The following is a 12,608-nucleotide window of genomic DNA, read 5'->3' as shown; positions in this document are numbered from 1 at the left end:
TTTTTCACATAGCATAATCATATAAGCTATAGAATGTGTAAAAGAAATAACAAGAATAAACCCACTTTCAGACGAACGTTTGTTAGTCATATCAGGAAATTCAATTCATGTCAGATGTACTCGAATATAGCCTTGAAGGCGTAGAGCAAGTTCCTTTAAGGCGCTTTACCGAAGAAGCTTATTTAAACTACTCAATGTACGTAATTATGGATCGTGCATTACCTCATATTGGTGATGGTTTAAAACCGGTACAACGTCGTATAGTTTATGCCATGTCTGAGCTTGGGTTGTCTGCGGCCGCTAAATATAAAAAATCAGCACGTACTGTAGGTGATGTCTTAGGTAAATTTCACCCTCATGGTGATTCCGCTTGTTATGAAGCCATGGTCTTAATGGCTCAACCTTTTTCATATCGCTATCCGTTGGTTGATGGGCAAGGTAACTGGGGTGCGCCTGATGATCCTAAGTCATTTGCCGCAATGCGTTACACCGAATCGCGTTTATCTCGTTTTAGTGAAGTCTTACTGGCTGAATTAGGTCAAGGAACCGTTGATTGGCAGCCTAACTTTGATGGCACTATGAAAGAGCCTAAAACCTTACCTGCGCGTTTACCGCATATTTTACTGAATGGTATTACCGGTATTGCTGTGGGTATGGCAACTGATATTCCGCCTCACAACGTCAGAGAAATTGCCGATGCGTGTGTGCATCTTATTGATAAGCCAAAAGCAGAAGTTGCTGACTTACTCGAATATGTAAAAGGCCCTGATTACCCAACTGACGCTGAAATTATTACCCCTAAGGCTGACATCGAGAAAATTTATCAAACGGGTCGCGGCAGCATTAAAATGCGCGCTGTATATGATGTTGAACACGGTGAAATCGTTATTACAGCATTACCGCATCAAGCTTCTGGCGGTAAAGTTTTAGAGCAAATAGCGGGGCAAATGCAGGCTAAAAAGTTACCGATGGTTGTTGATTTACGCGATGAATCAGATCATGAAAACCCTGTTCGTTTAGTGGTAGTACCAAGATCTAATCGTGTTGATACTGAGCAATTAATGCAACATTTATTTGCCAGTACCGATCTTGAAAAAAACTATCGTGTAAATATTAATATGATTGGTTTGGATAACAGACCCGCTGTTAAGAATTTACAAGTTATTTTGTCGGAGTGGTTAGAGTTTAGACGCGAAACAGTGCGTCGTCGATTACAATATCGATTAGATAAAGTGTTGGCACGTCTTCATATTTTAGATGGTTTATTAATTGCCTATTTAAATATTGATGAAGTTATTGAAATTATAAGAAACTTTGATGACCCTAAAGCCGAGTTAATGTCTCGCTTTAATTTATCTGAATTACAAGCCCACGCCATTTTAGAAATTAAACTACGCCAATTAGCGAAGCTTGAAGAAATTAAAATTAGAGCTGAGCAAGATGAGTTAAATAAAGAGCGAGAATACTTAGAAAAAATTCTTAACTCAAAAGCGCGTATGAATACCTTAATGAAAAAGGAAATACTCGCTGCTGCAGAACAATATGGCGATGAGCGTCGCTCGAAATTAGTTGAACGTAGTGAAGCAAAAGCGTTAACAGAAAAAGATTTAGTGCCTAGTGAGCCAGTTACTGTCGTCGTATCAGATAAAGGTTGGGCACGATGTGCTAAAGGGCATGATATTGATGCGAAAGCGTTAAGTTATAAAGCAGGCGATAGTTACCTATGTTCTGCTAAAGGGCGGAGTAATCGCCCTGTTGTCTTTATTGGCTCAGATGGTCGTGCTTTTACTACCGATGCTCATACGCTTCCGACAGCAAGATCGCAAGGAGAGCCATTAACCGGGCGATTTAATTTGTCGACGGGGCAAACATTTGTTCACAGCGTTATGTCGGATGATGAAAGTAAATATTTACTAGTCAGCGATGCAGGTTATGGTTTTGTCGCTAGCTTTAGCGATATGGTTAGCCGAAATAAAAACGGTAAAGCATTAATTAGTTTACCCAATGCGGCAAAAGTAATGACACCGCAACTTGTTGAAAACCTTGATAGTGATTATTGTTTGGCGATAACCACTGAGGGGCGTATGTTAGTTTTTCCAGTGAAGAACTTACCAATACTTAGCAAAGGTAAGGGGAATAAAATCATTAATATTCCTTCAGCGAGAGCTAAAACTCGTGAAGAATATGTCACTTTGTTGGCGATTATTCCAGATGGCTCTTCTGTAACACTTCATGCGGGTAAGCGAAAACTGACTTTAAAAGCAGCTGATATAGAGCATTATCGAGGTGAGCGAGGGCGTCGAGGCAATAAGTTACCTCGTGGTTTACAGCGTGTTTCTCACCTTGAAGTTGAAGCCCCTAAAGCGCCAGAAATTAGTGATGATGCTGGTGAAGATCAAGAGCAAAGTTCACAAAGCTCTTAACCTTACATTCCAGTAATTATCTCTTTATAAGGCTTTAGGATTAAATATTAGTTAATCCTAAAGCCTTTTTTATTCATATTAATTTCTATTTTTTATATCTGTTTTTTATAACTGCTTGAGAGCTAAAATGTATGTACTTTTAGAAAGTGATATCATTTCGCATAAATAAGTGACCACATAGAACAACATCAGCGACATCAAAATATGTTTATGAAGTTATCATGGTGCCTATGCGTTCTGAAGGGCGAATTTTAAAAGGCTGGTATGCATTGTTATTGATTTTGACAAGGGAATAACCATGCTCTGCAATCAATACCTGTTTTTAAGTCTTTAAATTCTAGCTAAGGAGTGTTTAATGGATTATAGCTTCATAGTTAATGGCTTGAATATTGGCTTTAGGGTAACTGTCTGGCAACTTCGGTGTGCAGTGCTAAGCTGGTAATAAATTGATTCTCTTGTCGTTGTTGATAGAAAAGCTGATCGCTTTGTTTCGCTATAGCCACTTAAAAGTAAAAAAGCACTGTTCATTAATAAACAGTGCTTTTTGTTTTCTAAGATAGTTGATGGTTAACTTATTACGTTTTTACTTCTGCGTTGTGGTAAACCTCTTGTACATCGTCACAGTCGTCTAACATCGCAATGAATTTTTCAAAGTTTGCAATATCAGTCTCATCAGTGATTTCTGCATAGGTTTGCGGTACCCATGTAATTTCTTCAACTTCTAAATCAAACTCAGGCATTGAATTAGCGAACTCAGTTTTAATTTTATAAAATTCAGTATGTGGTGCGGTAACAGTAATAATACCGTCTTCAAGTTCCACATCGGTTACATCAATGTCAGCCATCATTAAGTTTTCTAATACCGCTTCGTCATCTTCACCTTTAAAAGCAAATACTGCAGCATGGTTGAACATGTGAGATACGGTGCCAGAAGAGCCTATTTTTGAATTAGTTTTAGTAAAGCATTGGCGAACGTCTTTAATCGTTCTATTACCGTTATCGGTTAAACAGTCAATAATTACCATACAGTTACCGGGTCCAAAACCTTCATAACGTGCTTCGCTGTAATCTTCACCACCAGCGCCGCTAGCTTTGTCTATTGCTTTGTCAATAACATGCGTAGGTACTTGATCTTTCTTTGCGCGATCAATTAATCCACGTAAAACAACATTACCATTGGGATCGGTACCACCATTTTTGGCACACACATAAATTGCTTTACCGTATTTTGAATAAACTTTAGTTTTAGCTCCGGCAGTTTTTGCCATAGATTCTTTTCGGTTTTGATACGCTCTACCCATGATAAATGCTTCTTTTTGTGTTCTGAAAAAATAATGCCCTAGATTCTACCAGCGTCATTTCGGTGTTGCTAGTGCTCTTGTTTAAATATTATCAGGATTTTTTGATTTATAGCATGAAAAAAGTCTATGCTTATTCGGTTGGTAAAATATCAGGAAGATTAGATGAAAAAACTTATTTTTTGCTTTGATGGAACATGCAATGAACCCGACGATGCGCTTGATTACTTTGAAGATGGTAGTATCAGTAATGTTCTGAAATTGCATCTGTATTTTGGTGGCCAATTAGCACCATTAAATGGGTTAAATATTGAAATGCCTGAGCAGCAGAGCTTTTATTTTAGTGGTGTGGGTACTCGTGGTAACTGGTTGAAACGGAAGTTTAACGCACTTTTTGCTCCATCATATGGTGATATGGATGATATTTTAGTACAAGCTAATAGCTATTTTAAAATGCATTATCAAAAGGGCGCAGAAGTCTTTATTTTTGGTTTTAGTCGAGGTGCGGCAATAGCGAGAATGTTTGCTGCACAGTTATCACATCCTATTACATTTTTAGGTGTTTTTGATACGGTTGCAGCAACACGCGATTCACTTGATTTAAATCCAGCAACGTTTCCAGCCAGTGGTATTGTATTTGAAAATGATATCTTAGGTGAGCACATAACAGAAGCTGTTCACTTACTTGCGCTAGATGAAAAACGTATTGTCTTTCAACCAACACTTTTTAATAAAGATAAACGAGTAACAGAGTTGTGGTTTGCAGGTGCTCACTCTGATATTGGTGGTAGTTATTGGTTAGATGGATTATCTGATGTCACTTTATCGTATATGCTATCTGCAATCGCTAATCGATTGAATATTATTGCACCTGAAAATATCAACTATTCGTCCTTAAAAACTAAAGGGGCACAAGATGAAATATGTTTTGATGATTTACATATTAAGCCATTAGTTACTGGCAAACTCCATAGTCAACAACGAAGTAATATGTATGCGAAAACATTGGCGCCTCGCGTTATTCGAGTCAATATTACAGAGCAGAAATCAAGCTATTTACCTATAATCCATTATTCAGTTGCACAACGTTATCAGTTAATTAATGACTATAGACCTTACTCATTAAGAAACTTACGTTATCAGGTGATGTTAGCATCAGGACAATTAAGTGAACCCAAATATGGGGTGCACGATTTAGCTAAAATAGAGTAATACTAAGCTTGCTAATAAAGCGCTAAGCTGACCAATTCATTATTTGAATTGTTATAAGTCAACTCAATGATATATTTAAGATTAAGTTTTAGCCTATTAAGACTAAAACTTAATTTTTGCCTAACTTTTTTAGTAGTACGCTGTACTGGTTTATTATGGTTCAGTGGGTGTTTCTTCGATGCTTTCTTCGTGTTGAGATAACCAATCCATCATCAACTGATAACCTAAAGCTAATACAACAGCACCAACAAATAAGCCAATAATGCCAGAAAGTAACATGCCGCCAATAGCGCCTAATAATATAACTAACATTGGAATATCCATACCTCTACCTAAAAATAAAGGCTTTAAAAAGGCATCGCTGCTACTGACAAGAATACTAAAAATAAGAAATATTATAGCGGGTGTCGTATCTGCTACAGAAAAATAATAGGCGGCTATAGGCCCTAGAATAAGTATCGGTGGTAATTGAGCAATAGCTAAAATGAGCACTGCAATAGCCCATATTCCCGCTCCAGGAATCCCCGCAATTAGTAAGCCTATACCAGAAAGTAAAGATTGAATAACGGCAACACCTAATACACCGGTAGCGACACTTCTAATAGTAGCAATTGTGGTGTCAATGGTACGCTGTCCATTATCACCCATTAAACGAGTCATTAAGCGCTGAACACCTTGGTGAGAGGATTCAGCTTTAGACATAAACACCACCGCAATAATTAAAGACACAATAAATTGTAAAATGCCTCCCCCTAAACCAGCGACTGCTGATAACAATGAAGCAGACAAGCTTTTAATTTGTTCGCTATATTGCCCAGCTACTTTTTGAATATCTTCTGATGCGGCCTGCCATAATGCAAAACTTTGCTCTCCAATAATCGGCCATTCTTTTACGCTTTCATTTGCCTGAGGAATTTTTAACGTGCCTTGCTCTATACCATTATAAAGGTGCTGAGCTGAATCAATGGATGAAGATGATAAGTTCACTGAAGGAACGACAATTATAGTGATACCTACTAGCGCAATAATAGTTGAAGCAATACCCGCTTTCCCTCTGACCATTCGGGTGAGTTTATTATGTAATGGCTTTAAGGCGACTGCCAAGATTGCCCCCCACATAACAATTAAAATGAAGGGGCGTAAAATAGCAAAGCACCAACCTATTAGTAGTGCAACTGCGCCAAGCTTTATTGCTATATCAATCACTTGTTGGTTAATTGTTGGTTCTTTATTTAAGGAGCTCTCTTGCTTCATTTTATGGTTACCTTTCTATGAGGGGTAGTAAATTAATTTTTATTTTGGAGGTTATAGGGTTGAGCTGACATTCTTGAACCGACTAAACTTGCGACTAATATTGCTAAATAAAACTGTCCTACAACAGCCTCTAAATAAACTAAAAATCTCGCAACAGGTAGTGTGGGAGCAATATCACCAAAGCCTAAGGTAGTAATGGTAACAAAGGAGAAATATACGAAATCAGGAAAAAGAATGAACCAGTTGTTCTGACTACTTAATGCTTGGAATGATTCTGGTACTGACAACTGAAGTAAAGTATAAATAATAGCCCAAATTAGTCCCATTAATAAATAAAGACAGATCGCCCCTAAGATTTTATTACCATCGATATTGCCAGTGAAAAGTACTTGTTTAGCGGTTTTTATCGCCGTTGAAATAAAGAAACTGAGTAGCAAGAATAAATAGAAACGATCAAACCCAGAATCATCCAACCAATTGCTAAAAACAGCTACTGTTAAAATCGCTAATGGAAAAGCAAAGGTTTTCCTAAGAAAATGTTGCTTAGATTTTACTCCCCATACGGCAACCAACAAGGTGATGACAGTTGCCGATTGCACTAACCTTTGAACAGAATGGTCGAAAAACTGCTGTGCAGCAGCGGTACCAAGTAATAGTAATATTAATGCAAAAGTTAAGTAGACAAAATTGTCTCTTTCATCCATTTGTTTCAAAGTTAAGACTCTAATTATTGTTATTTAGGGATAATGCTAACGTTTACTTTTAGATTATGAATTATAGTTCGTTAATGTCCATAACAAAGTAACTATCTGGTTTATGGTAAAGACTGGGGGTTAATACCAGCCAAGTACATCTTTCATAATTGACCACCTAGGTTTTTTTGCTTTAGGATTTTTGCCAAGGATCCAATAATCATATACTTTTTGCTGAAACCCATTATCTTGTTTTAGCTTTAACCATGTGTTGATATATGCAACGTAATCTAGCTGACCTTTTGGTAAACTAAAACCAACAGGTGCACGTAAAGACATGCCTTTAGGTATAACGGTTGAATAGCTAGGATAAAGCATTGTCCATGCAGAGCCTGCTTCAGCAGAAAAAACTAATGCATCAACATTATTATGGTGCCCTTTAAGGTATTTTCTAATATTGGTAATTTCAGTCAGTTTAGCGTTAGGAAAATATTCCTTGATAGCATCTTTGTAATACTTGCTGTTTCCCACTGCAAGATTAAGGTTTTTCATTTCTTTTATGTCATATAAATCAGAAAAACTATCACGCTTTGAGTCATTGAGTAATAACCCCGCGGTATGATGAGTATAAGAGTCAGAAAAAGCGACTTTTAAGGCGCGTAACGGCGTAATAATTTTTCCACCAATGGTAATATCGACACTACCATTGGCTAATAGCGTTGCTTCATCTTTTTTATCTTTTATATGTAAAAAATTCGTTTTTACGCCTAAATCTTTCGCCAACTCATTGATAATTTCGACATCAAAGCCGACCATTTGATTGTCTGAATTACGAAATGCATAAGGGAGTGTTGCATCAAAATAACCAATACGAATGTTGCCGCGGGCCAAGATAATATCTAACCTTGGTTCATTTTGTTCGGCTTTAGTTAAAGGATGTATTTCACTCTTTTTAACTGTTATGGCGGGTTGAACCATAGGCTTTAAAGATTCAAACGTTTGTACACCTTCATACTTGTATGGTATGAGTGATTTTAACAACATCCCAACGACTATCATAACGCCAAAAGTAATCGTTAAATGTACGGCGATAGCCTGAAAAAAACGATGCCATTTCATTCGCTTAATAACGGCAGACGCGACTAGCAGAGTAACAACAAAGCCATGCAAAGCTGCCAAACCCACTGCGAATCTTGCGGTAACAACACTGCCTAATAAATACAACTGGAATTGATCGGCTGGCAAGTCATAAAAATCAAGTAAGAAAGGAATTGCAATAGCCATTTTACCAAAAGCGGTCAGCGCTCCCATAGTCACAAATGAGAAATATTGATCTAAGCCCAAAGGGGTACCAACATACCAAGCTGAAAATAATACAAAACCTAGGCCAAGCAGGGTGCCAGAGTTTGGGAAACTATAGGCTGTTGGCACAAGTACATCTACTGTTGAGTCTGTTTCTTCACACTCCATATTGTGCTTTTTAAGTAACTCTTTTGAGCGATCAATAATCATAGGCAGAACAACTAATACAGAGCCAGTTGCAATAGCGGTAATCATCGCTTCACCAGCGGTAGAGAGAACTTCTCTATATGAAAAAGGTGTGGCCCAATGAATTAATAAAGGAAGAAGTACAAAAGCTAATAATGCCGCTGCGGTAATGTAAACCCAAAGGAATACTTGTAATCGACCGAGCTCTTCAACTTCTAGCGTACCTGCAGCTGAGGCCGAAATAGCAAAAATACCTAAAGGCGCGAGTTTAGTTACATAAGAAGCAACCTTCATTAAACTGTCGCTGATATTTGTTGTAAGGGTTAAAAACGTCTCTTTATTTTTTACCTGGATAAGCGCAACGCCCATAAGTAATGAGAACAAAACCACAGCAGGGACTATGGTTTCAGACAAGGAAGAAAAGATATTTGCTGGAATATATAGCTTTATAAAGTTAAATACCGTGGGTTCAGCAACCATACTGCTACTAAAGAAACCACCCGTTTCCCAGTTAGGGTAGGCAAGAGGCAAAAAGAGTAGGGTGGTCATTACTGCAAGCCATATAACTAAAATGATTTTGACTGCTCTTGAGCCTATGGTTGTTGCCATATTTCGGTTTAAACGTCCTAGCCCACCAATAATAGAAACAAGTACGTAAGGTAGAACCGTCATTTGTAGTAGGCTAATATAAATATTACCTAAAATCTCAATTTGACCTGCTGGCTCTCCAATAAATATTCCAGAAGCTATACCAAGCAACAAAGCAATGATAACACGCTGAAATGGGCTGAATTTATTGTAGATGTTTTTTATTGGTGACATGCACTCAAGACCTTTGTATTCGTAATTATTAACTAATTTATTGCTATCGTTACTTTTTATCTGTATTTACTAAAACGTTTTGCTTAGCAATTGATATTGCCTTAAATAAAAAGTGATAAAAATAAAATGCAGATAAGACTAAGCTTAACGGTATGATATATAAAAGCTATTCCTTTTGATACTTGATGTTAAATAAACTAAATAAAAAGGTATTTTTTATTTAGTTTTGTACTTTAGCGTTTAAAATATACAGAAAAGATCAACACACTCTATTGCTCATCGTTGTATGCAGTAAATGTTTATATTGAAAAAGAGAATTGGCATAACAAATTGACTACTCTTTGGGTTATAGACAATAATCAGCAAACTTAAGCTCATTTTGGATAGTTGTAAATGACAGAAAAAAATTTAAATCAAGACAGCACAAAAAAAGATACTGAAGATCCCGTACGAAAGGTTACTAAGTATTTGTTATTCGTGACCGTTTTTATACTAACTTGGTACATCATTGCTGATCGCCATGCACCATGGTCAGATCAAGCTAGACTACAAACTTACGTTACGCCAATTGTTCCCCAAGTATCTGGGCGTATTACCGATGTGTTAGTGAAACAAAATCAAGTTGTGGAAGCAGGTGAGGTACTCTTTCGAATTGACGTCAGTGATTATGAATTAGCTGTTGAAAATGCAGAAGCTGCACTAGAAATGGCTGGTCAAGAAATTGGTGCAGGCATGGCAAGTGTTGTAACTGCTCAAGCGCAATTAGTTGTTGCAGAAACTAATGTTGAACATGTTAAAGCACAAAGTGCGCGTGTATTTGAAATGGAAAGAAAAAACGTGTTGTCACATTCAGATGGTGACAAAGCTAGGGCAGCTATTAAAGCCAGTAAAGCACAAGTTGTTAGCGCTAAAGCAAATTTAGATAAAGCTAAGCAAGCACTAGGTAAAGAAGGTAATGAAAACCCAAGAATACGCTCAGCCATAGCCTCACTAAAAAAAGCGCAGTTAGATCTTAGCCGCACAGTTATTGTTGCTCCTGCACAAGGTGGAATAACGAACTTACAAGTTGATACTGGTTATTTTGCTACAGCAGGTGTACCTGCGATGACCTTTATCGAAGCAAATAATGCTTGGATACAGGTTAACTTACGTGAAAATAATTTAGCTCACTTAGCCGTAGGTAATAGGGTCGAAATAGCCTTAGATGTTAATCCTGGTAAAATTTATCAAGGAAAAATTAACAGTATTGGCTTTGCTGTTGATACAAACTCAACCAGTGCTGTTGGTGGGTTAACTTCAGTTGAATCTAAAACCGGCTGGCTTAGAGACGCACAGCGATTCCCGGTGATGATCACCTTTGATGACGATTCATCGAGGCCATTTCGACGTTTAGGCGGACAAGCCGATGTACAAATTTACACAGGTGATAATTGGTTTGTTAATGCAATGGGTTGGTTGTGGATACGCGCCTTAAGCATTCTTTCTTATGTCTATTAAAGCTAAATTTGTATTGTTTATGCCAGTTATTACCTTTGCGAATATCTTTGACAATGTCAATACAATGCGAGTTTTTAGATTCGCTTTTGGTGTGACTTTTTCGGGAGCGTTAGCTTATGGGGGGAACTGGCCGTTATCTTTTCTGACAATAGTCTTTAGTGCCATGATATTGGCAATGCCATTACCAAAGCCATCTTTGCGAGCCAGTGCATTTAATATGATATCAACCTTGGTTGCATTCGCTCTAGGCTTGGTATTCTCATTATTCTTTTTAAATTTTCCTGTAGCCTACCTATTAACACTGGCTATTGTTTTCTTTCATCTTTATTACTATTTGAACCGTGGCGGATCTTTTTGGTTTACTTTGATGTCGATGATCGCCATTTTAATTTTACCCATGATTGCAAATAGTCATGAAGGATTAGCGATCAGCTTCTCGGTCGGTTTTGTTTATTCAAGTTGGTTAACAATCGCAATAATATGGCTTGCTCACTTTGTTTTTCCAGATCCTGAATTTACTCAATTCCCAGTGAAACCCAAATACAATAAAGCGTATGTTCCATTGGCTGCAAAATTGGCGTTAAAAAGTACTTTAGTCGCATTTCCTATTGCAGCAGTATTTATTATGTATGACTTAAGTGACTATTTATTGGTAATGGTATTTTCTGCCATTTTTATATTGAAACCTGATTTAACTCAAGGGAAAGAAGCTGGTAAAAATTCGTTATTATCAACGTTTCTCGGCGGTATTTTTGCATGGCTGTTTTACTGGCTAATCGTTGCGGTGCCACAATTTCACTTTTATTTGTTAATTTTGTTAATAACGAGCTTGTTTTTTGGTCGCCAAATATTTGCTGGATCAAAAACCTCTAAATACTATAACTCGGGTTTTATTGCATTATTAGTGGTAGTGAATAGTAGTATGGCTGCTGATGCTAATTTTAATGCTATTTTAGCGCAACGCATATTGTTGATTACAGGCGCTATTGTATATATTGTTTTTGCATTAAAGTTTATAGAAAAGTTTTTATTAAAGGTTAAGGCAAGTTGACCTTTGTTGTTCTCTCAGCTGAATGATTAAATAAAAGTAAAATAAACGAATTTACTTTTAAATGGATTAGATTACATTACATTGTAAGTTTAAATACAGAGTCAACCTGATACTAATTAACTAAACCTGGTAATTTAGCTCTAGCAACCTCTAAAAGGAAATAATAATGATAAACAAAATAGCACTAGTGTTGGTACTACTTGCGACTAGCTCATGCGCTCAAAATAAAGGGACAGTAGCAAAAATTAACCAAGCAGTGACTAATACGAATATAGGGGTGTGTAAAGATCCTCGGCCACAAATGTGTACTATGGAATATTTACCTGTGTGTGGTTTAATTTCAAACAAAGCGGTAAAAACTTACGGTAATGCTTGTGGTGCTTGTAGTGATATTCATGTTACACAATATGTTAAAGGTGAGTGTGAAAATGATGCGCTTGAGCGCTTTTTAGATGGTTCTATTGGAGACGCGCTACCAAAAAAGAGCACGCATTAACTGAGCAAGGTGTTTGGCAGAAGGCCAAATTGCGTGGGGTAAATTTTCGTGCAATTGGTCAAGAGCCTGCTTGGTTAATAGAGATAGTGACAGAAAAGCACATATACTTAAGCACTGACTACGGCCAACATGAGAAAACATACCAGTATGTTAAGCCGACCATTGTTACAAAAAAGCGACAAAGTACTTATCATTATAACGTGAGTGATGAATTTATTATGACAATTAAAGAGCAGCCTTGTAGAGACATCATGAGCGGTATTGAGTTTGAAACCCAAGTCAATATCACCTTGAACAATCGCACACTAAAAGGCTGTGGAAAAATATTAATGTAGTCTGGTTTGAAAGGTATTAAAGCTGTTAAAGGCTCTTTTT

The 12,608-nt window shown here is 37.2% G+C and carries 10 protein-coding genes; 6 read left to right on the top strand and 4 right to left on the bottom strand.

Annotated elements, in window-relative coordinates; translation table 11 throughout:
• Window positions 1-107 precede the first annotated feature (107 nt).
• Complete coding sequence (parC, locus tag D1094_RS01485; RefSeq protein WP_118958301.1) at window positions 108-2,423, top strand: DNA topoisomerase IV subunit A; 2,316 nt, start codon at window positions 108-110, stop codon at window positions 2,421-2,423.
• 575 nt (window positions 2,424-2,998) lie between these two features.
• Here the strand turns inward: parC and D1094_RS01480 are convergent.
• Window positions 2,999-3,724: a YebC/PmpR family DNA-binding transcriptional regulator gene (locus D1094_RS01480; protein WP_118958300.1), complete on the bottom strand. Its 726-nt coding sequence runs from the start codon at window positions 3,722-3,724 to the stop codon at window positions 2,999-3,001.
• A gap of 162 nt (window positions 3,725-3,886) precedes the next feature.
• Between D1094_RS01480 and D1094_RS01475 the strand changes: the two genes are divergently transcribed.
• Complete coding sequence (locus D1094_RS01475) at window positions 3,887-4,933, top strand: DUF2235 domain-containing protein (protein ID WP_118958299.1); 1,047 nt, start codon at window positions 3,887-3,889, stop codon at window positions 4,931-4,933.
• Between the two features lie 153 nt (window positions 4,934-5,086).
• On the opposite strand, the gene D1094_RS01470 is transcribed toward D1094_RS01475, so the two are convergent.
• From D1094_RS01470 to D1094_RS01460, 3 genes are all read right to left on the bottom strand, one after another.
• A complete protein-coding gene (locus D1094_RS01470; RefSeq protein WP_118958298.1) occupies window positions 5,087-6,187 on the bottom strand; it encodes an AI-2E family transporter in 1,101 nt (366 codons plus the stop codon).
• Between the two features lie 32 nt (window positions 6,188-6,219).
• Window positions 6,220-6,891 carry a potassium channel family protein gene (locus D1094_RS01465; RefSeq protein WP_118958297.1) on the bottom strand — a complete coding sequence of 224 codons (672 nt, stop codon included), beginning with the start codon at window positions 6,889-6,891 and terminating at the stop codon, window positions 6,220-6,222.
• A gap of 129 nt (window positions 6,892-7,020) precedes the next feature.
• Window positions 7,021-9,189 (bottom strand): cation:dicarboxylate symporter family transporter, encoded by a 2,169-nt coding sequence (locus D1094_RS01460; RefSeq protein WP_118958296.1) that lies wholly within the window; start codon window positions 9,187-9,189, stop codon window positions 7,021-7,023.
• A gap of 393 nt (window positions 9,190-9,582) precedes the next feature.
• Here D1094_RS01460 and D1094_RS01455 point away from each other — a divergent pair, with 393 nt between their 5' ends.
• The 4 genes from D1094_RS01455 to D1094_RS01440 all read left to right on the top strand — a co-directional run bounded on the left by D1094_RS01455 (window position 9,583) and on the right by D1094_RS01440 (window position 12,568).
• Window positions 9,583-10,686, top strand: coding sequence for an HlyD family secretion protein (locus D1094_RS01455; RefSeq protein WP_118958295.1), 1,104 nt, complete (start codon window positions 9,583-9,585; stop codon window positions 10,684-10,686).
• The gene (locus D1094_RS01450) at window positions 10,676-11,737 is read left to right on the top strand and encodes a DUF2955 domain-containing protein (protein ID WP_259337783.1); all 1,062 of its coding nucleotides are present in this window, start codon (window positions 10,676-10,678) and stop codon (window positions 11,735-11,737) included. The genes D1094_RS01455 and D1094_RS01450 overlap by 11 nt, the downstream gene beginning before the upstream one ends.
• A gap of 166 nt (window positions 11,738-11,903) precedes the next feature.
• Window positions 11,904-12,233, top strand: a complete 330-nt coding sequence (locus tag D1094_RS01445; RefSeq protein ID WP_118958294.1) for a hypothetical protein — start codon at window positions 11,904-11,906, stop codon at window positions 12,231-12,233.
• Window positions 12,234-12,262: 29 nt separating this feature from the next.
• The gene (locus D1094_RS01440; RefSeq protein WP_118958293.1) at window positions 12,263-12,568 is read left to right on the top strand and encodes a hypothetical protein; all 306 of its coding nucleotides are present in this window, start codon (window positions 12,263-12,265) and stop codon (window positions 12,566-12,568) included.
• Window positions 12,569-12,608 lie beyond the last annotated feature (40 nt).

It is taken from the genome of Colwellia sp. RSH04, assembly GCF_003545765.1.
Classification (GTDB): domain Bacteria; phylum Pseudomonadota; class Gammaproteobacteria; order Enterobacterales; family Alteromonadaceae; genus Colwellia.
The sequence above is the reverse complement of the archived record's forward strand: the minus strand, read 5'-3'. Positions and strand labels throughout refer to the sequence as shown.

What these genes read in the sequence shown, in the direction of transcription:
- D1094_RS01465 (WP_118958297.1), bottom strand. Translation starts at nt 6,891, where the DNA reads ATGGATGAAAGAGACAATTTTGTCTACTTAACTTTTGCATTAATATTA.
- D1094_RS01480 (WP_118958300.1), bottom strand. Translation starts at nt 3,724, where the DNA reads ATGGGTAGAGCGTATCAAAACCGAAAAGAATCTATGGCAAAAACTGCC.
- D1094_RS01455 (WP_118958295.1), top strand. Translation starts at nt 9,583, where the DNA reads ATGACAGAAAAAAATTTAAATCAAGACAGCACAAAAAAAGATACTGAA.
- D1094_RS01445 (WP_118958294.1), top strand. Translation starts at nt 11,904, where the DNA reads ATGATAAACAAAATAGCACTAGTGTTGGTACTACTTGCGACTAGCTCA.
- D1094_RS01450 (WP_259337783.1), top strand. Translation starts at nt 10,676, where the DNA reads ATGTCTATTAAAGCTAAATTTGTATTGTTTATGCCAGTTATTACCTTT.
- D1094_RS01470 (WP_118958298.1), bottom strand. Translation starts at nt 6,187, where the DNA reads ATGAAGCAAGAGAGCTCCTTAAATAAAGAACCAACAATTAACCAACAA.
- D1094_RS01475 (WP_118958299.1), top strand. Translation starts at nt 3,887, where the DNA reads ATGAAAAAACTTATTTTTTGCTTTGATGGAACATGCAATGAACCCGAC.
- D1094_RS01460 (WP_118958296.1), bottom strand. Translation starts at nt 9,189, where the DNA reads ATGTCACCAATAAAAAACATCTACAATAAATTCAGCCCATTTCAGCGT.
- parC (WP_118958301.1), top strand. Translation starts at nt 108, where the DNA reads ATGTCAGATGTACTCGAATATAGCCTTGAAGGCGTAGAGCAAGTTCCT.